We start from the raw sequence: 19,522 nt of genomic DNA, 5'->3' as shown, positions 1-19,522 counted from the left end.
GACATCCTCGTACGGGCGAGGCCTCCGCGTCACTACCGTTCCAGGGTCAATGGCCTGACATCGGCGCCTTGGTTCCGGCCACCCCGTCGCCCCCGCAGCCGGTGGCAGCAGCGGTCCGCAGTCCTGAGCTCGCGCCGGTGCGGGTGCACCTGAACCAGCAGCAGGGCTCCGAGGCCGCGGCCGAGCTTGGCGGGGGCGAGGCGCAGTGGATGGCCGAGAATCATCCCTGAGCGGCGCAGGCGCGTGGGCGGCACCGGCGACGGCGGCCGAACTGGCACGGCGGCCGGCCGCAGGACGTTGAGGATCTGTGGCGGGAGCTGTGCGAGGCGCTCAGCGCTGCTGGGCGGTACGCGGTCGTACGGTCGTCGTCGTCGACGACGCGGCCAGCCGCGCGGTGACCACCAGCGTGCCCTCCTCGATCTGGTAGTCGAGGGGCAGGCCGAGGCCGCGCATGGCCGCGACCATGCCGGTGTTGGACGACTGGGTGACGGCGTACACGCTCTCGCAGCCCGCCTCGACGGCGAGCGCCACCAGGCGTCGCAGCAGCTCGGAGCCGATGCCGCGGCGCTGCCACGCGTCCTCGACGAGCAGCGCCACCTCGGTCTCGTCCCCGTCCCACAGCAGGTGGCCGAGGGCGACGAGACGGCCGGACGCGGTCTGGACGGCGAGGGTGCGGCCGAAGCGGGGGCTGAGGAGGTGGCCGAGGTAGCGGTCGGCGTCGCCCACCGGGCCGTGGTAGCGCAGGCTCAGGGTGCGGTCGCCGCAGCGGTCGTGCATGGCGCGGGCGGCTGCGAGGTCGTCGAGTCCGGCCCTGCGTACGGTGATCTCGTTGCCTTCGGGGAGGGTCAGGACGTCCTCGCTGCGGGGGATGCGCGGGCCGAGGCGGGCGTCGAGCTCGACGAGGGCGCGGGCGCGGGCGAACTCGGTCGGGGTGAAGGGCAGGTAGTGGCGCTCGATGGTGATGGCCCCACCGGACGGGTCGCGCAGTTTCATCACCGTACCGTCGAGTACACCTTCGACCGGTGCCGTCTCGCCGGTGGGGCGGCCGGTGAGGGTGGTCGCGGGCAGCGAATGGATGGTGCAGCGGCCGAGCAACTGACGCAGGGCCAGCGGCAGTTCCGCGGCATCGAGCGCGGTGCGGGTGGCGAGGCCGAGCACCCGGGTGGGGGCGTCGACCAGGTCGTGGGCGTCGGCGCGTTCCAGCCAGGTGTCGGTGCCGCCGGCAGCCGCGATCTCACGGGTGAGCTGGTTGGCCTGGAGGGTCGCGGGGGCGCGCAGCAGCAGTTCGTCGACCGTGCCTTCGGCGAGCGGGTGCGTCTGGAGGGTGAGGATGTCCACCCGGTGCCGGGCCAGGGCGGTGCACAGCAGCGCGAGGCTGCCGGGCTCGTCCCTGACGGTGGTACGCATCCGCCACAGGGCGGTTTCGGGGGCGGGGGCTGCGGTGTCGGGGGTGCCGGTGGTGATGCTCGTACCCGCGGCGCTCGTACCAGCACCGGCCGGCGGCGGAGCATGGCTGTGCCGTCGTGCCCACCAGGTGTGGAACCCGGCCGTGGCGGTCAGCACCACGGCCGAGATCACCAGGAGGTACGGCCCGTCCGGTCCGTGCACGATCGTGTTCGCGACGGCATCGGCGACGGCCACCGCCGTGAACAGGGCAGCCAGCTCGACGAGATCCCGCCGCCAGTGGTGCGTGCGGCGGGCCCTCTTGGTCACTTCGGTCATGTTCGTCATGGCACCACTGTGACCGAGCGGTGTTGCGTGATCACGAACGCTTTGTGACTGGCGGGTTAAGTGTGCTTCTGGGCAGTTAGTGACCGTTTTCAATCAAATCAGAGGCCGACCCGGCCAGGTTGAAGCACCTTGCTGAACAACACCACGTTTCCCTCGGCGCGCAGCCGCACCGTCAGCTCCCCACTCCCGCCGTCGATCTCGACCTCGCCGAAATGCTGCGGGGACTCCATGGGCGAGACGTTCGCGCGCGTCGGTGCCTTCAGGAAGACCTGGTCCGGGCCGAAGGTGGCGTCGAGCCGGGTCGCGGGGAAGCCGCCCGCGGCCAGCGGCCCGGACACGAACTCCCAGAAGGGCGCGAAGTCTTTGAAGGCCGCGCGGGACGGGTCGTAGTGCTGAGCCGATGTGTAGTGCACATCGGCGGTGAGCCACACGGTCCCGGTGATACGGGCGTGCTTGATGTGGCGCAGGAGTTCGGCGATCTGGAGCTCCCTGCCCAGCGGCGCACCGGGATCGCCCTGTGCGACCGCCTCGAAGTTGGCGGCCCCGTCCGGGACGACGATCCCCAGCGGCATGTCGGAGGCGATCACCTTCCACACCGCGCGGGAGCGCGACAACTCCCGCTTCAGCCAGGTGAGCTGCTCGGCGCCGAGGATTCCGGTCGCGTCGTCGGGCTGCCGGCCGGGGGAGTTGGCGTTGCGGTACGTCCGCATGTCGAGCACGAAGACATCGAGCAGGGGGCCCTGCCTGACCACCCGGTAGACGCGGCCGCCGGTCCCCTTTCCACCCTCCCCGCGCGGGGGGAGGGTGGAAAGGGGGAAGCACTCGCTGAACGCGCGCATCGACCGCGCCGCGAGTACGTCGACGTTCTTCTCCGTGTAGCGGGCGTCGTCGAGGATCTGACCGGGGTACCAGTTGTTGCGTACCTCGTGGTCGTCCCACTGCACGATGGAGGGCACCTGCGCGTTGAAACGGCGTACGTTCTCGTCCAGCAGGTTGTAGCGGAAGTTGCCGCGGAACTCGTCCAGCGTTTCGGCGACCTTCGCCTTCTCCCGGGTGGTGATGTTCCGCCACACCCGGCCGTCCGGCAGTGTCACGCTCGGATGGATGACACCGTCCGCGTAGACCGTGTCGCCGCTGCACAGGAAGAAGTCCGGATCGAGGCGGCGCATCTCCTCGTACACGCGGTAGCCGCCGATGTCGGGGTTGATGCCCCACCCCTGTCCCGCGATGTCGCCCGACCACAGGAAGCGCACACCGTCGCGTCGTTTGACGGACGCCGTACGAAACGTTCCCTGGAACGCTTCCCCGGTGCGCCGGGGATCGTCGGGATCGGCGAGGGTGACCCGGTAGTGCACCTGCTCGCCCGCCGGCAGTCCGCGCAGCGACGTCGTCCCGGTGAAGTCCGTACCGGGGCCGAGCAGCGGCCCGTGCCATCTGCGGGAGTGGCGGAAGGACTCGGTCGCGGATGTCTCCACGACCATCCGGGCCGGGCGGTCGGACCGTACCCACACCAGTCCCGACGAGGAGGTGACATCGCCCGTCTGTACGCCCCACGCGGCGCGGGGACGGCCGGAAAGGGCCTGGGCGGGCGCGGCGGCGGCGGGCAGGGCGAGCGCGGCCGAGGCGGCCAGCGAGCCGCGCAGGACGGTGCGTCGGTCGGGGGACTGGCTCTGCGGCTGGCTCTGCGGTCGGCGGTACGGCATCGATGCGCCTCCAGTGACGGTTCGGTCCGGGCATGCGACGCCATGCCTAGTGCCCGGCCACGGCAGCCACACGAACCACAAGTGAACAACTGGCCCCCCTTCCAGGGAACCGGTCCGACACGCCCCGCTACAGCCGCGCCGTACCCGTACCCGAGCACCAGTCGTACGCTTCCGTCCTGCGACGAGGGCGTGTCAGCTGCTGGTGTCGAGGATGACGCGGGCCACCAGCGCGGGGTCGTCGTTCATCGGAACGTGGCCGCAGCCGGGCAGCCTGACAAGCCGGGCGCCGGGGATCGCGTGCTTGGCCCTGAGGCCCTGGCGGCGTGGTAGCAGCCGGTCGCGGCTGCCCCAGGCCACGGTGACGGGTATGCCGCGAACGTCGTCGGTGAACAGGACGCGGCGGCCCGCCGAGAGCGTCTCGGTGAACCCGGAAGCGTCGCGCAGCGCCACGGTCTCGGCGATGACGGCCTCCGGTGAACGCCATCCGGGCCGCGCGTAGATGGTGCTGGTGAGGGCGGCCCGGCCGACGGCCGTGCGCGCCATGCGCTCCACGACGGGCAGCGGGAGGTTCTGAGCCCCGAACCGCATCCCGCGCAGCGTGCCGAAGGCGTAGCGGCGCTCGCTCTCCGTCCAGAAACCGGCGGGGGACAGCGCCGTCACCGACCGCACGAGCCTTTCGCGGCCCAACTCCAGGGCGAGCAGGCCACCGAGGGAGTTTCCCGCCACATGGGGGCGCTCTATGCCCAGCGCCTCGCACAGCGAACCGAGCACGGGAACGACCGTCGACAGGTCGTAGGACAGGCCGTCGGGGAGCGCGGTCGATCCGCCGAAACCGGGCAGGTCGACGGCGATCACGTCGCGTTCGGCGGCCAGCGCGGAGAGCACCGGCTGCCACGCCTGCCAGTGATGGCCTATGCCGTGGAGGAGCAGCAGCGGCTCGCCGGCGCCCGCCCGTTCGTACGCGACGGAGAGCGTGTGGCTGCCCGTGGGGGACTCGATGCTGAAGGAGACCTTTGCGGCCATGCTGCTGCTCCCTGGGTGGGGTCGGGGCTAGACAACGTGTCAGCAACAATTACCGCCGAGTAGCTTGGAGTTCAAGAGGCCGGACAGTTCCGGCCGCGACGCACCCGTGCTGCCTGGACACGGCGCGAACGGTCGGATGGGATGGAGGAGTGACTGCCGACACCGTGACCGACGTCTTCGAACAGCACCGCCCCGTTCTGACCGGGGTGGCCTACAGGATGCTCGGCCGCGTCGCCGACGCCGAGGACGTCGTGCAGGAGGCGTGGCTGCGCTGGTCGGCCCAGGCGCGCGACGACGTACGGGAACCACGTGCCTATCTGGTGCGGATCACCACCCGCCTCGCCATCGACCGGCTGCGGCACGTACAGGCGCGGCGCGAGGCGTACGTCGGACCGTGGCTCCCGGAGCCGCTCGAAACGGACTTCGGTGCGAGCGTCGAGGACGCCGCGGAACGTGCGGTTCTCGCCGACTCCGTCTCGCTCGCGGTACTCGTCGTTCTCGAGTCGCTCTCCCCGCTGGAGCGCGCGGTGTTCGTACTGCGGGAGGCTTTCGGCTTCCCGTACGGCGAAATCGCAGCCACCCTGGAACGCTCGGAATCGGCCGTACGGCAGCTCGCGGGACGCGCCCGGCGGCATGTCGGGGAACGCAGGCCCCGCTTCGACGTGGATCCCGCGGAACGCCGCGACCTCACTGAACGGTTCCTCGCCGCCGCGTCGGGAGGAGACCTAGACCCGTACTTCGCAGGTCACCCGATCGTGAAGATCAACTGGTCACGACCGATCGCCGCTCAGTCCGGTCCGCAACGGCGATCGCAATGCCGGTCCGATCCGGTCGGGTTCGGACGCCGAAGAGCCGCTGCGGCGAACCTTTTCAGCGACCCGCGAAGTCCGGGCCTAGACGCGCTGCTCGCTCTGCTCGCGCCGGACGTTAGGCTCGTCGGCGACAGCGGCGGCAAGGCCAAGGCACCGCTGCGGGTCATCGAGAGCGCCGACAAGGTGGGCCGGTTCCTCTTCGGGGCGGCCAGGAAGGGCATCCCCGAGGGCGAGTTCCGCTTCCTGGAAGTCAACGGCGGTCCGGCGCTGCTCGTCCTGTCCGGCGGAAAGCCCGACTCGGTCTTCCAGCTCGACGTCGTGGACGGCCTCATCCAGTGCATCTACATCGTGCGGAATCCGGACAAACTTACCGCACTCGCCGTGTAAGGGAAGCGCCCGTCCTGCGCTGATTGGTCTTGACCAAGGCAGACGCCGGACTTATGGTCGCAGAGTTAGTGCAGGAACCTTTAATAAACAAGGGCGCGGAAACTCGCCCGGGGACCAGGCCGATTGCGGAGGATCAGGGTGGGGACCACGCAGCTCGATACGGTGCCGGAGCCGAAGTACTGGCACCTCAAGACCGTGCTCAGCGAGGCGCTCGACTCCGATTTCGCGGTCGGTGAGATCCTGCCCAACGAGCGCGAACTCGCCGCCCGCTTCGGCGTCGCGCGGGCCACGCTCCGCCAGGCGCTCGAACAGCTGGAGCTGGAAGGCCGCTTGCAGCGCCGCCGCGGCGTGGGTACGACCGTCGCCCCGCCGCGCGTGGGTGTGGACGTCGGTACGTCGCAGCACGGCTGGCCGGAAGCGACCGGCGACTCCTGGCAGCCCCTCGACTGCACCAGTGCCGTACCCCCGGTGGCAGTGGCCCGCATGCTCGGCGGCGGCTGCCAGGACGAGGTCCACACGGTCCGCCGGATCCGCGTATCGCACGGCCAGCCGGTCGCGGCCGAGCTGCTGTACGTGCCGGTAGCCTCCGTGCCGGACCTCGCGGCCATCGAAGCGCCCTCGGGCGCCGCCCGCGCGCGGAGCGTGCTGCGGGAGCTGCAGCGCCTCGGAATGGACGGCCAGGACCGCGCCGTCGAGCTCGGCTCGGCCCGCGCGGACGACGCCAAGGAGCTCGACCGCCTGCCGGGCGCGCCCGTCCTCGTCGTCACCACGCGATACTTCGCCGAGGGCAGGACCGCCGCCGTCTCGGTGGCCACCTACCGGGCGGACACCTGCCGGCTCACCTTCGGTGACTCGGGCGACGTGGAGATCAGTCACCACACGCAGGAGCGCAGGGCCTCCTGAATTCGCAGTGAGCCCGACCGTCGTACGGTACGGCCCGTCGCACTCAGCGGCGGGCCGTCACCGTTTTCTCGACGGCGAAGAGTTCTTCCTCGACATGGTCGAGGGCCAGGCGCAGCGCCCCCGTCGCCACCGCCGCCTCACCCAGCACCGACAGCGCGACTCGGGGCGGACGCAGGCAGTAGCGCGCCAACTCGCCGCGCAGCGGCTCCAGTACGCCGTCGATGCCGGCCGCCCACCCGCCGATCACGACCAGCTCGGGGTCGAGCGCCAGGACCAGCGCCGCCACATCGTGCACCAGCCGCTGGATGAACCGCTCGACGGCCTCCTGCGCGGCGGAGTCACCCTGCCTGGCGCGCCGGAAGACGGTGGCCACGGCCTGTTCGTCGAGGGGGAGCACCGGCTCGTCCGTCGTCGACAGCAGCATCTCCGGCGTGACCTCGCGGCCCAGCAGATGCAGCGCTCCGATCTCGCCGGCCGCGCCGCCGAAGCCCCGGTGCAGCCGCCCGCCGATCAGCGATCCCGCGCCCGGGCTCAGCCCGGCCAGTACGAAGACGATGTCGTCGGAGTCGACGGCGGCGCCCTTCCAGTGCTCGGCGACCGCCGCCGCGTTGGCGTCGTTCTCGACCAGTACGGGGCAGCGGAACGACCGGCGGAGCCGCTCGCCGAGCGGCAGCCCGGTCCAGTCGGGGAGTGCCGTGCCCAGCCGTACGGTCCCGTCGGCCTCCACAATGCCGGGGGTTCCCACCCCGACGGCACGCAGGGAGCTGCGGGGAACACCGGCTCGGCGCAGTACGTCGGCGACCATGGCGCGCACCCGCTCCAGCCGCTCGTCCGCGGAGGCGGTCTCGGACACCGTGCGTGAGCCGGCGCCGATGACACGGCCGTCGAGGCCCGAGAGCAGGGCAGCGATGCGGTGCGGACCGATCTCGACGCCCATCAGGTGCCCCGCCTCGGCGCGGAACCGGAACCTCCGCGCCGGCCGTCCCTGCCGCCGCGCCTCGCCGTCCTCGGGCGGGGCCTCGACGACGAGCCCGGTCTCCATCAGCCCCTCGACCACACCCTCGACCGTCGGCCGGGAGAGGCCCGTGATGCGGGTCAGGTCGGTGAGCGTGGGCGAGCCGGCGCCCCGCAGGGCGTGCAGCACCACAGCGGAATTGATCCGCCGCAGCAAGGAGGGGTCCCCGCCGGTCAACCGCCCCACGGTGTGTCCTCCCAGCTCGCGCGCTTGTTCTGCCGGATCGTACTCGCTGGCTCCGAGCACTGCGCCCGCCGCCCGGGCAGGCGCGCCGTCGTGACGCCTGACGGCGGGCCAATTGTCAGTGGCGGCGGGTTTACTGACGGCATGAGCACCGCACGGTATCTCGCCCTCATAGACCTGCTGCGCGCACAGGAATTCCCGGCAAAGCGCCGCAGGTCGGACACCGGCTTCAGCGGACCCGGCTATCACACGGCGGAGCTGAGCGCGGCCGACGAGCTGGTGGACGAGCTGGGGGACGAGGACGCCGCTCAGCGTCTGGAGTTGCGGGAGCAGTGCGTGGCGGAGTACGAGGCGCTGCTGGCCGTGTTCGGCGGCAGGTGGGGTGAGCCCCAGGTGTTCAGCCTGTGGAGTGTGCTGGAACGGAGCATCTTGGGAGAGGAGATACCCGCGCCCTGGGACGAGTTGAGCGCCGGGTTCGAACTCTTGCACATCTGGCGGGCCGACGGCAGGTGGGTCGCGGTGGGACTGGCCCTGGAGAACGAGGGGCCGTCGTACGAGCTGCTGGCGGTCGTCACCGAGATAGACCCGCCCTAGCCGCTCGCCTGCGACGCGGCCCTCAGCCGGGCGTACTCCTCGGCCATGGTCTGTACGGTCCAGTGGGCGTTGAGCCCGCTGGGATTCGGCAGGGCCCATACGCGGGTCTCGCCGATCATCCGCTCCTGCGGGCCGACCGACGCCTTCCGCTCACCGAAGGCCGTGCGGTAAGCGGTGATGCCGACCACCGCGAGCCACTTCGGCCGGAGCAGTTCGACCTTCTCCGTCAGGATCCGGCCGCCCTCGCGGAATTCCGCGTCGCCTATCTCGTCGGCCCGCGCGCTCGCCCTGGCCACCACATTGGTGATGCCAAGGCCATGGGAAAGGAGCTCGTCCTGCTCGGCCGGCTTCAACTGCCGGGGGGTGAAACCCGAGAGATGCAGTACCGGCCAGAAGCGGTTGCCGGGGCGGGCGAAGTGGTGGCCCGTAGCGGCCGACATCAACCCGGGGTTGATGCCGCAGAAAAGCACCCGCAGGCCGCCCGCGACCACGTCGGGGACGAGGCGGTCGCGCGCGGCCAGGAGTTCTTCGGGTGTCATGCCGCGCGGCTCAGAGGATCGATCCGGGGGCGTACGCCGCGGCCTCGGGATGCTGCTTGACGATCTCCTCGATACGCGAAACCACGGCGCCGACCTGCTGCGCCGCTGCCCCGGTGAAGGACAGCTTGTCGGCCATCAGCTCATCCAGCTGGGCCCGGTCCAGCGGGATCCGCTCGTCGGCCGCGAGCTTGTCCAGCAACTCGTTGCGCTCGGCGCCCTGCTCGCGCATCGCCAGGGCGGAGGCGACGGCGTTCTCCTTGATGGCCTCGTGCGCGACCTCGCGGCCGACCCCGGCCCGTACCGAAGCCATGAGCACCTTGGTCGTCGCGAGGAAGGGGAGGTAGCGGTCCAGCTCGCGCGCCACAACCGCAGGGAAGGCGCCGAACTCGTCGAGCACCGTCAGGAAGGTCTCCAGCAGGCCGTCGAAGGCGAAGAACGCGTCGGGCAGCGCGACCCGGCGTACCACCGAGCACGACACGTCGCCCTCGTTCCACTGGTCGCCCGCCAGCTCACCCGTCATCGAGGCGTAGCCGCGAAGGATCACCATGAGGCCGTTCACACGCTCGCAGGAGCGGGTGTTCATCTTGTGCGGCATCGCGGACGAGCCGACCTGGCCGGGCTTGAAGCCCTCGGTCACCAGCTCGTGCCCGGCCATCAGCCGGATGGTCTTGGCAACGGAGGAGGGAGCGCCCGCCAGCTGCACCAGCGCGGTGACGACCTCGTAGTCCAGCGAGCGCGGGTACACCTGACCCACCGAGGTGAAGGCCTGCGAGAAGCCGAGGTGAACGGCGATCCGCTGCTCCAGGTCCGCCAGCTTCTCGGCGTCCCCGCCCAGCAGGTCCAGCATGTCCTGCGCCGTACCGACCGGGCCCTTGATCCCGCGCAGCGGGTAGCGGCCGAGCAGCTCCTCAAGGCGCCCGTACGCCACCAGCAGCTCGTCGGCCGCCGTCGCGAAGCGCTTGCCGAGCGTCGTGGCCTGGGCCGCGACGTTGTGCGAGCGGCCCGCCATGACGAGCTCCGCGTACTCACCGGACAGCTTGCCGAGGCGGGCGAGGACGGCGACCGTACGGTCGCGCATCAGCTCCAGCGAGAGCCGGATCTGAAGCTGCTCGACGTTCTCGGTGAGGTCGCGGGACGTCATGCCCTTGTGGATCTGCTCGTGGCCCGCGAGCGCGTTGAACTCCTCGATCCGCGCCTTCACGTCGTGGCGCGTGACCTTCTCGCGCTCGGCGATCGACGCCAGGTCGACCTGGTCGAGCACACGCTCGTAGTCGGAGAGGGCCTCGTCGGGCACCTCGATGCCGAGGTCCTTCTGAGCACGGAGCACGGCGAGCCACAGCCGGCGCTCCAGCTTCACCTTCTCCTCGGGGGACCACAGGACGGCGAGTTGCGTGGAGGCGTAGCGGCCGGCCAGGACATTGGGGATGCGAGGCTTCGCAGGAGCAGCAGTCACGTGACCAGATTCTACTGGCGGTTTCTGCAGGCCAGCGCCGCGGTCCCGTTTGTGGCTACCTACGAGACGTCAACGATCAGCGTGACGACAGACGCGCTACGGAGAGGGAGGGGCGTACGGCAGGAGGTCGGGGCGCTTGGCCGGACGCCCGTCTCCCGAGGAACGCCCCGTGACGCGTCGCCCGATCCACGGCACCAGGTGTTCGCGCGCGAACTGCAGGTCACTGCCGCGCCGCGCCGCCCAGCCGGGCAGTACGCCGGGCGCCAGCGGCGCGCGCCAGTCGTCCTCGGCCGCGAGACCCAGCGTCTGCCACACCGCCTCCGCGACCCGCCGGTGCCCCTCCGCCGTCAGATGCAGCCGGTCCGCATGCCACAGCCGCGGGTCGGCGAGCACGGGGGCGCCGTACAGATCGACCACCAGGGCGCCGTGGCGCGCCGCCAGCCCGTCGACGAAGTCGAACAGCTCCTCCATGCGCGGCCGGAAGCGCTCCATCACCGGACCGTTGCGGCCGGGGCTGCGCATCAGCACCAGCTGCCCGCAGGACGGCGCCAGCTTCCCGGCCGCCTCTTCGAGGAGCCCGCACACCCTGCCCATGTCGACCTTCGGCCGGAGCGTGTCGTTGAGCCCGCCCACCAGCGTCACCACGTCCGCCCGCATGGCGGCCGCGACGTCGACCTGCTCGGCGACGATCTGGCCGATCAGCTTTCCCCGTACGGCGAGATTCGCGTACTGGAAACCGGTGGCGTGCGCGCCGCGAGCCGCGCGGCGAGCAGATCCGCCCAGCCCCGGTACGTGCCGTCGGGCAGGGCGTCCGACATGCCCTCGGTGAACGAGTCGCCGACCGCGACAAGACTGGTGTATGTGGCATTCGGTTCCATGGCGGGAGCGATGCTATCCCGGCCATGGCGACGCCTCGTCGTGGCCGGCCGGCGCGCGAACGCGCGGAACCCTGAAGGCCCGCGCGCCCCCTAGGACTGCCGCTGACCCGGACGGCCCACCAGCTCGCGCAGCACGTCCTCCATCGTGACCAGCCCCGCCGGATTGCCGTCGTCGCCCAGCACCGCCGCCAGGTGCGTCCGGCTGCGCCGCATCGCGGTGAGTACGTCGTCGAGCGGCGTGGCCGCCCGCACCCGGGCGATCGGCCGGAGCGCGGAGACCGGGAACGGCACGTTGCGCGGTGCGGCGTCCAGCGCGTCCTTCACATGCAGATAACCCAGGATCCGCAGGCCCTCCAGCACCGGGAAGCGGGAGAACCCCGACTCGGCCGACAGCCGCTCCAGGTCCTCCGGCGTCGTCCCTATCTGGGCGAACACCACGCGCTCCACCGGCATGATCACGTCCTGCACCGGGCGCCGGCCCAGCTCCAGGGCGTCGTGCAGCCGCTCGGCCGCGCGGTCGTCGAGCAGGCCGGCGTGGCCCGCGTCCGTGACAAGGCGCGCCAGTTCGTCGTCCGTGAACGTCGCGGACACCTCGTTCCTGGTCTCCACCCGCAGCACCTTTAGCAGCGCGTTGGCGAAGGCGTTGATCGCGAAGATCACCGGCCGCAGCGCCCGCGCCAGCGCCACCAGTGGCGGCCCGAGCAGCAGCGCGGTCCTGACCGGCTCGGCCAGCGCGATGTTCTTCGGCACCATCTCCCCGAACAGCATGTGCAGGTACGTCGCCAGGGCGAGCGCGATGACGAACGAGATCAGGTGCGTCAGCCCGTCCGGCACACCGACGGCATGGAAGACCGGCTCCAGCAGATGCGCGATGGCCGGCTCGGCGACCACGCCGAGCACCAGGGTGGACAGCGTGATGCCCAGCTGGGCAGCGGCGAGCAGCGCCGAGACGTGTTCGAGCCCCCAAAGGACGCTGTGCGCCCGCCGGTTCCCGCGTTCGGCCTGCGGTTCGATCTGGCTGCGGCGTACGGAGATCAGCGCGAACTCCGCGCCGACGAAGAAGGCGTTGACAACCAGCGTGAGCAGGCCGATGAGCAGCTGGACCGCGGTCATCGCCCGGCCTCCTTTTCCCCGGAGCCGAATGAGTCGGCGGAAGTGGCGCCGTCAGCGGACTCGCCCGGCAGCGGCGCGTGCAGCAGCACGCGCGCCGCGCGACGGCCGGCCGCGTCCACCACGTCCAGCTGCCACCCGGCCAGTTCAATGCGGTCGCCCACGGCCGGGATGCGTCCCAGCTCGTTGGCGACCAGCCCGGCGAGCGTCTCGTACGGGCCTTCGTGCACCCGCAGTCCGACCCGCTCCAGCTGGTCCGTCCTGGCCGCACCGTCCGCCGACCACAGCACCCGCCCGTCGGCGTCCTCGCCCGCCGGGGCGAGGTCCGGCGTCTCGTGCGGATCGTGCTCGTCGCGCACCTCGCCGACGACCTCCTCGACGATGTCCTCCAGCGTCACGACCCCCGCCGTGCCGCCGTACTCGTCGATGACGACGGCCATGGTGTGCTTGCCCGACAGCCGGTCCAGGAGCCGGTCCACGGTCAGCGACTCCGGTACGAGCAGGGGCTCGCGCACCAGAGAGGCGACGGGGTACGACGGCCTGCGCTCGGCGGGCACGGTCAGTACGTCCTTGATGTGCGCGATGCCGACGACCGAGTCGAGGCTGCCCCGGTAGACGGGGAAGCGGGACAGGCCGGTCGCGCGGGTCGCGTTCGCCACGTCCTCCGCGGTGGCCTGAATGTCGAGTGCGGTGACCTGCACGCGCGGGGTCATCACGTTCTCCGCCGTCAGCTCGGCCAGGTTGAGGGTACGTACGAAGAGCTCGGCGGTGTCGGCCTCCAGAGCGCCCTCCCGCGCGGAGTGCCGTGCCAGAGCGACGAGCTCCTGGGGGGTGCGGGCGGACGCCAGTTCCTCGGCCGGCTCCATGCCGAAGCGCCGCACAATGCGGTTCGCCGAGCCGTTGAGGTGGCTGATGAGCGGGCGGAAGGCCAGGCTGAACATCCGCTGCGGGGCCGCGACCACCTTGGCCACGCCCAGCGGCGAGGAGATCGCCCAGTTCTTGGGCACCAGCTCGCCGACGACCATCAGGACGACGGTAGAGAGCGCCGTACCAATGACGAGAGCCACCGATGACGATGCCGAGCGGGAGAGGCCGACGTCTTCGAGCGGACCGCGGATCAGCTTGCCGAGGGAAGGCTCGGCGAGCATGCCGACGAGGAGGTTGGTCACGGTGATGCCGAGCTGGGCGCCGGAGAGCTGGAACGTAAGGCTGCGTACGGCCTTGAGGGCGCTTGCCGCGCCCCGCTCGCCCCGCTCCACGGCGCGCTCGAGGTCTCCGCGCTCGATCGTGGTCAGCGAGAATTCCGCCGCGACAAACGCCCCACAGGCGAGCGAGAGCAGCACGGCCACGGCGAGCAGAAGCACTTCGGTCATCGGTTCACCTCCGTCCCATGATCGGGCAGGGCTGGGAGGAGTGCGCGATGTCGGCTACTGGGAGGCTCGCCCATGGGCGGACGCTCACACCTTTCAAATGGGGGTGAATGATCCGCCCATGGTAAAGGACGGGCAAATTGCGCCACACGCCGCCCGAGTCAGTCGGTGAGCGGCTTGATCCACCGCCGCCACTGCGGCTGCGGGGCGTAACCCGCGGCACGCCATGCATGGTGCGCGCGCTCGTTCTCCGTCAGGACCATCGCGTCGCCGCGTCGTCCTCCCAGCTCCACGAAACGTTCCTCCGCCGCCGCGAGCAGAGCCGATCCGATGCCGCGCCGCCGCCGGCCGGGGTGTACGGCCAGCCGGTACAGGTGACAGCGCCAGCCGTCGAAGCCCGCGATGACGGTGCCGACGAGCTCGCCGCCGAGCTCCGCGAGGATCAGTGCATCGGGGTCGCGGGCGACCAGCCGTTCGACGCCCGCGCGGTCGTCGCTGATGCTCGTGCCCTCGGCGGCGTCCTTCCAGAAGGCCAGTACGGCGTCGAGGTCGCCGGGTGCCGCGGCTCGTATACGAAGATCGTCCATGGTGGCATCCCACCATCCCGCGCGTCGCGGCGTCGACGATTTTTCTCACCCCTTGGCGCGGTCTCTTGCCGGTGCTAGCGCCGCCGCGCTAGCTTGATGGTGTGGCAAAGACTCAGCTGAACGTACGGGTGGACGAGACCACCGCCGAGGCCGCGCGGCAGCGCGCCCTCCAGCGCGGGATGAGCGTGAACCGCTACATCGAGGAGCTGGTCCGACAGGACGCGGGCGAGGTGGGACGTACCTTCGTCGAGGCCGCGTCGGACTTCATGAAGCAGTACGAATCGGTCTTCGTGGAGGAGTTCGGCCCGGAGCGCGAAGGCAAGCGTTGAGCCTCAGGATCGACCTCGCCTGGCTCCTCATGATCGCCGAACACAAGACCCCGGGTGACCCGCAGGTGGTCGACTGGGGCGCGCTCGTCGCCGCTGTGGCCCGCCACGAGGCGGAGATATTCGGCATCCCCGTCTACAGCGATCCGGCCGCCCGCGCGGCCGCCCTCCTCCAGCTGCTGCTGCAGGTGCCGGCGCTGGAGCGCTCGAACGCGATGTTCGCCTCGGCCGTCGCCTACGGCTATCTCGTCGCCTGCGGACTGAAGGTCGTGACCTCCCCCGAACAGGTCAGGGACTTGGCCAGGCTCGTCAAGGAGGGCAAGGCGGACGTGCGCGTGATCGCGGAAGAACTGCGGCAGTGGAGCCTGTGAGGGCGCTGGCCTAGTAGGCGACGCCCTCTCCGGGCGCGGTCGGCTCCGTGGGTTCCGGCGGCCGGTGTGCCACGCCCAGCACACACGGCGACGACGGCAGCCGCGGGCCCTTCTCCGGTACGAACAGCCGCCGGTAGGTGCCGATCTCGAACCCCGCCGCCGCAATGCCCGCCAGCGGGTCGCGCGCCGTGTGACACCCGCCGAAAAGCAGCGGCCATACCGTGCGGTCCAGCACCCGCTGCGCCGTCACCATGGCCCGCCCCTCGCCCCGGCCGTGCTCGAAGAAGCGCAGCTCCCCGCCGGGCCGCAGCACGCGCTTGATCTCGGAGAGCGCGCGCGGTACGTCCCGTACGCTGCACAGCACCAGCGACACCACCGCCGCGTCGAACGCCTCGCTCTTGACCGGCAGCGCCTCGGCCGCGCCCGGTACGACGTCCACCGGGACACCGGCGTCCAGGGCCGCTTTCACGGCCAACTGGCGCAGGCTGCGCTCCGGTTCGATCGCCACGACCTCGGATACGGCCGCCGGGTAATGGGCGAAGTTCAGCCCGTTGCCCGCGCCGATCTCGATGACCCGGCCCGACAGACCGGACAGCAGCTCCGTGCGGTGCGCGGCCACGCCGCTTCTCAGGTCGCAGAGCACGCTGACGCGGGCGTAGAAACGGGCGAAAAGCGGGTGGTGGACGGCGTCCCGGGGAACCTTGCTGCGGCGCTTCGGCATCGCGGACCTCCTCCGGCGGGCGTACGGTTACCGCGATTCCTACCCCGTAGTGCCGCTCACGCCGCTTACGAAGCAGAACTCGTTGCCTTCCGGATCCAGCAGCACCTGGAAGGAACCTTCCTCGTCGGCGACGATGCCGCCGGTTCTGGTCGCCCCGAGGCGCTCCGCCTCGGCGCTCGCCGTGGCCAGGTCCAGCTCGCCCTCGTGCAGGTTCGCCGCCCAGCAGGGCGGCCCAGAAGCGGACCAGTACGGTCGGCTCCGCGCAGTCGAAGACGATCTCGTCGATACGTGCTCGCATGGGGACGACCTTACGGGCTACCGGTGCTACGGGCGCCAGGTGCCGCCGAGCGCGGGCGCGACCCAAGTCGTGGCGCGGGCACGGAATTCGGCGGGGGCCAGGGCTCCCGCGCCCTCCGGGACGGCGCCGAGCAGGGGGGCTCCACCGGCTGCTTCGGGCAGGTCGGTCAGATTGCAGCGTTCGGCGAGGCCGGGGGCGCTGGGCCAGCTGCCGACGACGACTCCGAGCATCTCGATGTCGCGGGCGCGCAGGGCCTCGGCGGTCAGCGCGGTCGAGTTCAGCGTGCCGAGGGCGGCCGGGGTGACGACCAGGACGGGGGCGCCGAGGAGGCGGGCGGCGTCGGCGAGGGTGGCGCCTTCGTCGTCGAAGCGGACGAGGAGGCCGCCGGCGCCTTCGACGAGTACGAGGTCGTACTCGGCGGCGAGCTTCGCTGCCGCCGTGGCGATGTCCTGCGGCAGTACGGGGGGCAGGCCGGCGCGGCGGGCGGCGGTCGCGGGTGCCAGGGGCTCGGGGAATCGGGCGAGTTCGACCGCCGCGACGTCGTCGCCCGCGAGCCGCGCCACCTCATGGGCGTCTCCCGGCTCTCCAGGGGTGAGTCCGGTCTGGGCGGGCTTGAGTACGGCGACGGTGCGGCCCTGGCTTTGGGCTACGGCTGCGAGTGCGGCCGTGACGATGGTCTTGCCGATCTCGGTTCCGGTGCCGCTGACGACGATGACAGGCATGCGGTGTGCTCCTGGTGGTTGTTTCTTGTGGCTGGCGTGAGTGGCGGGCTTTTTCCCCTGCCCGCCCCTTCCCGTAACTGGGGCTCCGCCCCAGACCCCGCTCCTCAAACGCCGGAGGGGCTGAATCTGCCGGAGTCGGCTCGCTGAGCTCGCCGAGCTGTCCAGCTCAGCAAAATCCAGCCCGTCCGGCGTTTGAGGACACGCCCGGAGGGCGTCGGGGTCCGGGGCGGAGCCCCATGGCGGGGAGGGGCGGCCAGGGGAAAGAACCGCTCACGCGCCTGCCGTGGCCGCCGCCCGTACCGCGCCGCAGATGCGGGACAGGTCCGTGTCGTTCGTGACGTACGGCGGCATCGTGTAGATCAGGTCACGGAACGGCCGCAGCCAGACGCCCTCCCGCACCACCGCTCCCGTCGCCGCCGACATATCGACTTCACGATCCAGCTGTACGACGCCGATCGCCCCCAGCACCCGTACGTCACGCACACCCGGCAGCCCCGCCACCTCCGCCAGGCCTTCGCGCAGGCCCGTTTCGATGCGCTTGACCTCGCCCTGCCAGTCCTGGCCGAGCAGCAGGTCGATCGAGGCGCAGGCCACCGCGGCCGCCAGCGGGTTGCCCATGAACGTCGGGCCGTGGGCCAGCACCGGAACCTCGCCGCGCGAAATCCCGTCGGCCACCTCGGACGTACACAGCGTCGCCGCCATCGTCAGATAACCACCGGTCAGCGCCTTGCCCAGACACAGCACATCGGGCGAGACCGACGCGTGCTCCGAAGCGAAAAGTGTTCCCGTACGGCCGAACCCCGTCGCGATCTCGTCGAAGACCAGCAGCACGCCGTGCTCGTCGCACGCCTCCCGCAGCACCCGCAGGTACTCGGGGGAGTGGAAGCGCATCCCGCCCGCGCCCTGCACCACCGGCTCCACGATCACCGCGGCCAGCTCGTCCGCGTGGCGGGCGAGCAGTGCGCGCAGGTGCTCGGCGTACGCCGCGTCGAACGTGTCGTACGACGCCGGGGGCGCGTCCGCGAAGATCTGGCGCGGCAGCGCCCCCTGCCACAGCTCGTGCATCCCGCCCTTGGGGTCGCACACCGACATCGGCTGCCAGGTGTCCCCGTGGTAGCCGCCGCGCCAGGTCAGCAGCCGCTGCTTGCCGGGGCGGCCCACCGAGCGCCAGTACTGGAGGCACATCTTCACCGCGACCTCGACCGACACCGAACCGGAGTCGGACAGGAACACGTGCCGCAGGGGCTCCGGCGTGATCTCCACCAGCTTCGCGGCCAGGCGAACGGCCGGCTCATGGGTGAGCCCGCCGAACATCACGTGGCTCATCCGGTCGAGCTGACCGCGCGCCGCCTCGTTGAGGACGGGGTGGTTGTAGCCGTGGACGGCCGACCACCAGGACGACATGCCGTCGATCAACTCGTCCTGGCCGTGCGCGGGCGTAGCGAGTCGCAGCCGTACGCCGGACGCGGACTCCACCAGCAGCGGCTCCGCCCGGCCGGGCATCGGACCGTACGGATGCCAGACGTGGTCGCGGTCGAGCTTGAGCAGGTCGGCGGGGGAGAGCGGGTCAGGCATTGGGCGCGACGTCCGTCCCGGCGCCCCGTCGGCGTACCGCCACCAGGTCCGTACGGGCGGCCGGAATCTCCGGGGTCTCCTCTCCGGCCGCCGGCTCACCGCATGCCGCCGGCTCACCGCACGCCGACGCGCAGCCGCCACCGCCCCGGTGCTCCGGCAACGTCGTCGTGTCTGTCCCCTCCACCTCGAAACCGGCGTCGGCGATCATCTCCAGGTCGGCCTGCCCGGCCTGGCCCTCACTCGTGAGGTAGTCGCCGAGGAAGATGGAGTTGACCAGGTGGAGGGCCAGCGGCTGCATGGTGCGCAAGTGCACCTCGCGCCCGCCCGCCAGCCGTACCTCCACGTCCGGGCAGACGAACCGCACCATCGCCAGAATGCGCAGTGCCCGCTGCGGGGTGAGGTTCCACTCCTTGGCCAGCGGCGTTCCCTCGAAGGGGATGAGGAAGTTCACCGGCACCGAGTCCGGGTCGAGCTCGCGCAGCGCGAAGACGACGTCCACCAGGTCGGCGTCCGTCTCGCCCATGCCCGCGATCAGACCCGAGCAGGCGGACATGCCCGCGGCCTGCGCCTGCTGGACCGTCTCGACGCGGTCGGCGTAGGTGTGGGTGGTGGTGATGCCGCCGTACGTCGCCTCGGACGTGTTCAGGTTGTGGTTGTACGCGTCCGCACCCGCCGCCCGCAGCCGCTCCGCCTGTCCGTCCGACAACAGCCCGAGGCAGGCGCACACCTCGACGTCCTCGTGTCGGTCCTTGATCGCCTCGATCGTCTTCGAGACGCGGTCGACGTCCTTGTCCGTCGGTCCGCGCCCGCTCGCGACCAGGCACACCCGCTTCGCGCCGCCCGCGACGCCCGCGGCCGCCGCCTTCGACGCCTCGTCGGGCTTCAGCCAGGTGTACTTCAGGATCTCGGCCTTCGAGCCGAGCCGCTGCGAGCAGTAGGAACAGTCCTCAGGGCACAGGCCCGACTTGAGGTTGACGAGATAGTTCAGTTTCACCCGCCGTCCGAACCACTGGCGGCGTACCTTTCCGGCCGCGGCCACCACATCGAGCAGCTCGTCGTCGGAGGTCGCCAGCACGGCGAGCGCTTCTTCGCGGGTCGGCAGCTCGCGCCGCAGCCCCTTCTCCACCAGCGTGTTCAGCAGGTCCATGGAGCCGATCCTGGACTACGGCACCACCTGTGGCCAAGGAGGAACCGCACAAGAGCGGCCTCACGAGGTGTGGG

At 71.1% G+C, this 19,522-nt stretch carries 19 protein-coding genes and 2 pseudogenes; 5 read left to right on the top strand and 16 right to left on the bottom strand.

What is annotated here, in order from left to right; genetic code table 11:
- Positions 1–125: 125 nt before the first annotated feature.
- The 4 genes and pseudogenes from J7E96_RS38695 to J7E96_RS08190 all read right to left on the bottom strand — a co-directional run.
- Positions 126–245 (bottom strand): annotated as a pseudogene (locus J7E96_RS38695) (Lrp/AsnC family transcriptional regulator); the annotation flags it as partial.
- A gap of 85 nt (positions 246–330) precedes the next feature.
- Positions 331–1,722: a GNAT family N-acetyltransferase gene (locus J7E96_RS08200; RefSeq protein WP_215129243.1), complete on the bottom strand. Its 1,392-nt coding sequence runs from the start codon at positions 1,720–1,722 to the stop codon at positions 331–333.
- A 107-nt stretch (positions 1,723–1,829) separates the two neighbouring features.
- Positions 1,830–3,434 carry an alkaline phosphatase gene (locus tag J7E96_RS08195; RefSeq protein WP_215128978.1) on the bottom strand — a complete coding sequence of 535 codons (1,605 nt, stop codon included), beginning with the start codon at positions 3,432–3,434 and terminating at the stop codon, positions 1,830–1,832.
- Between the two features lie 192 nt (positions 3,435–3,626).
- On the bottom strand, positions 3,627–4,457 hold the full coding sequence (locus tag J7E96_RS08190; protein WP_215128976.1) for an alpha/beta fold hydrolase: 831 nt from the start codon (positions 4,455–4,457) through the stop codon (positions 3,627–3,629).
- A gap of 149 nt (positions 4,458–4,606) precedes the next feature.
- On the opposite strand from J7E96_RS08190, the gene J7E96_RS37165 reads away from it, so the two are divergent.
- Together J7E96_RS37165 and J7E96_RS08175 are read left to right on the top strand one after the other, a co-directional pair.
- Complete coding sequence (locus tag J7E96_RS37165) at positions 4,607–5,656, top strand: sigma-70 family RNA polymerase sigma factor (RefSeq protein ID WP_308295872.1); 1,050 nt, start codon at positions 4,607–4,609, stop codon at positions 5,654–5,656.
- A 138-nt stretch (positions 5,657–5,794) separates the two neighbouring features.
- Positions 5,795–6,559 (top strand): GntR family transcriptional regulator, encoded by a 765-nt coding sequence (locus J7E96_RS08175; protein ID WP_215128974.1) that lies wholly within the window; start codon positions 5,795–5,797, stop codon positions 6,557–6,559.
- Positions 6,560–6,602: 43 nt separating this feature from the next.
- Here J7E96_RS08175 and J7E96_RS08170 read toward each other — a convergent pair whose 3' ends face one another.
- Positions 6,603–7,760: an ROK family transcriptional regulator gene (locus tag J7E96_RS08170; protein WP_215128972.1), complete on the bottom strand. Its 1,158-nt coding sequence runs from the start codon at positions 7,758–7,760 to the stop codon at positions 6,603–6,605.
- Between the two features lie 141 nt (positions 7,761–7,901).
- Between J7E96_RS08170 and J7E96_RS08165 the strand changes: the two genes are divergently transcribed.
- Positions 7,902–8,351, top strand: a complete 450-nt coding sequence (locus J7E96_RS08165) for a hypothetical protein (RefSeq protein ID WP_215128970.1) — start codon at positions 7,902–7,904, stop codon at positions 8,349–8,351.
- Here the strand turns inward: J7E96_RS08165 and mug are convergent.
- From mug to J7E96_RS08135, 6 genes and pseudogenes are all read right to left on the bottom strand, one after another.
- Positions 8,348–8,890, bottom strand: coding sequence for a G/U mismatch-specific DNA glycosylase (mug, locus tag J7E96_RS08160; protein WP_215128968.1), 543 nt, complete (start codon positions 8,888–8,890; stop codon positions 8,348–8,350). The genes J7E96_RS08165 and mug overlap by 4 nt on opposite strands.
- Positions 8,891–8,900: 10 nt before the next feature.
- Positions 8,901–10,343: an adenylosuccinate lyase gene (purB, locus tag J7E96_RS08155; RefSeq protein WP_215128966.1), complete on the bottom strand. Its 1,443-nt coding sequence runs from the start codon at positions 10,341–10,343 to the stop codon at positions 8,901–8,903.
- Positions 10,344–10,439: 96 nt separating this feature from the next.
- Positions 10,440–11,221 (bottom strand): annotated as a pseudogene (locus J7E96_RS08150) (SGNH/GDSL hydrolase family protein).
- 90 nt (positions 11,222–11,311) lie between these two features.
- Complete coding sequence (locus J7E96_RS08145) at positions 11,312–12,334, bottom strand: hemolysin family protein (protein ID WP_215128964.1); 1,023 nt, start codon at positions 12,332–12,334, stop codon at positions 11,312–11,314.
- Positions 12,331–13,704, bottom strand: a complete 1,374-nt coding sequence (locus J7E96_RS08140; protein ID WP_215128962.1) for a hemolysin family protein — start codon at positions 13,702–13,704, stop codon at positions 12,331–12,333. Before J7E96_RS08140 ends, J7E96_RS08145 begins: the two co-directional genes overlap by 4 nt.
- Before the next feature lie 158 nt (positions 13,705–13,862).
- Positions 13,863–14,288 (bottom strand): GNAT family N-acetyltransferase, encoded by a 426-nt coding sequence (locus tag J7E96_RS08135; protein ID WP_215128960.1) that lies wholly within the window; start codon positions 14,286–14,288, stop codon positions 13,863–13,865.
- A 101-nt stretch (positions 14,289–14,389) separates the two neighbouring features.
- Between J7E96_RS08135 and J7E96_RS08130 the strand changes: the two genes are divergently transcribed.
- Complete coding sequence (locus J7E96_RS08130; protein ID WP_215128958.1) at positions 14,390–14,617, top strand: antitoxin; 228 nt, start codon at positions 14,390–14,392, stop codon at positions 14,615–14,617.
- On the top strand, positions 14,614–14,985 hold the full coding sequence (locus J7E96_RS08125) for a fic family toxin-antitoxin system, toxin component (RefSeq protein ID WP_215128955.1): 372 nt from the start codon (positions 14,614–14,616) through the stop codon (positions 14,983–14,985). Before J7E96_RS08130 ends, J7E96_RS08125 begins: the two co-directional genes overlap by 4 nt.
- 10 nt (positions 14,986–14,995) lie before the next feature.
- Here J7E96_RS08125 and J7E96_RS08120 read toward each other — a convergent pair whose 3' ends face one another.
- The 5 genes from J7E96_RS08120 to bioB all read right to left on the bottom strand — a co-directional run bounded on the left by J7E96_RS08120 (position 14,996) and on the right by bioB (position 19,448).
- The gene (locus tag J7E96_RS08120; protein WP_215128953.1) at positions 14,996–15,706 is read right to left on the bottom strand and encodes a class I SAM-dependent methyltransferase; all 711 of its coding nucleotides are present in this window, start codon (positions 15,704–15,706) and stop codon (positions 14,996–14,998) included.
- A 39-nt stretch (positions 15,707–15,745) separates the two neighbouring features.
- Complete coding sequence (locus tag J7E96_RS38690) at positions 15,746–15,895, bottom strand: VOC family protein (RefSeq protein ID WP_251069590.1); 150 nt, start codon at positions 15,893–15,895, stop codon at positions 15,746–15,748.
- A gap of 135 nt (positions 15,896–16,030) precedes the next feature.
- Positions 16,031–16,726: a dethiobiotin synthase gene (gene bioD, locus J7E96_RS08110; protein ID WP_215128951.1), complete on the bottom strand. Its 696-nt coding sequence runs from the start codon at positions 16,724–16,726 to the stop codon at positions 16,031–16,033.
- 270 nt (positions 16,727–16,996) lie between these two features.
- Positions 16,997–18,301 (bottom strand): adenosylmethionine--8-amino-7-oxononanoate transaminase, encoded by a 1,305-nt coding sequence (locus tag J7E96_RS08105; RefSeq protein ID WP_215128949.1) that lies wholly within the window; start codon positions 18,299–18,301, stop codon positions 16,997–16,999.
- Positions 18,294–19,448, bottom strand: coding sequence for a biotin synthase BioB (gene bioB, locus J7E96_RS08100; RefSeq protein WP_215128947.1), 1,155 nt, complete (start codon positions 19,446–19,448; stop codon positions 18,294–18,296). Before bioB ends, J7E96_RS08105 begins: the two co-directional genes overlap by 8 nt.
- Positions 19,449–19,522 lie beyond the last annotated feature (74 nt).

The sequence above is a fragment of the Streptomyces sp. ISL-96 genome (assembly GCF_018614035.1).
In the GTDB taxonomy this organism is placed as follows: Bacteria; Actinomycetota; Actinomycetes; order Streptomycetales; family Streptomycetaceae; genus Streptomyces.
The sequence above is the reverse complement of the archived record's forward strand: the minus strand, read 5'-3'. Positions and strand labels throughout refer to the sequence as shown.

Coding starts and splice junctions, on each gene's coding strand:
- J7E96_RS08200 (WP_215129243.1), bottom strand. CDS start 1,722: ATGACCGAAGTGACCAAGAGGGCCCGCCGCACGCACCACTGGCGGCGG.
- J7E96_RS08195 (WP_215128978.1), bottom strand. CDS start 3,434: ATGCCGTACCGCCGACCGCAGAGCCAGCCGCAGAGCCAGTCCCCCGAC.
- J7E96_RS08190 (WP_215128976.1), bottom strand. CDS start 4,457: ATGGCCGCAAAGGTCTCCTTCAGCATCGAGTCCCCCACGGGCAGCCAC.
- J7E96_RS08165 (WP_215128970.1), top strand. CDS start 7,902: ATGAGCACCGCACGGTATCTCGCCCTCATAGACCTGCTGCGCGCACAG.
- mug (WP_215128968.1), bottom strand. CDS start 8,890: ATGACACCCGAAGAACTCCTGGCCGCGCGCGACCGCCTCGTCCCCGAC.
- J7E96_RS08145 (WP_215128964.1), bottom strand. CDS start 12,334: ATGACCGCGGTCCAGCTGCTCATCGGCCTGCTCACGCTGGTTGTCAAC.
- J7E96_RS08140 (WP_215128962.1), bottom strand. CDS start 13,704: ATGACCGAAGTGCTTCTGCTCGCCGTGGCCGTGCTGCTCTCGCTCGCC.
- J7E96_RS08135 (WP_215128960.1), bottom strand. CDS start 14,288: ATGGACGATCTTCGTATACGAGCCGCGGCACCCGGCGACCTCGACGCC.
- J7E96_RS08120 (WP_215128953.1), bottom strand. CDS start 15,706: ATGCCGAAGCGCCGCAGCAAGGTTCCCCGGGACGCCGTCCACCACCCG.
- bioD (WP_215128951.1), bottom strand. CDS start 16,726: ATGCCTGTCATCGTCGTCAGCGGCACCGGAACCGAGATCGGCAAGACC.
- J7E96_RS08105 (WP_215128949.1), bottom strand. CDS start 18,301: ATGCCTGACCCGCTCTCCCCCGCCGACCTGCTCAAGCTCGACCGCGAC.
- bioB (WP_215128947.1), bottom strand. CDS start 19,448: ATGGACCTGCTGAACACGCTGGTGGAGAAGGGGCTGCGGCGCGAGCTG.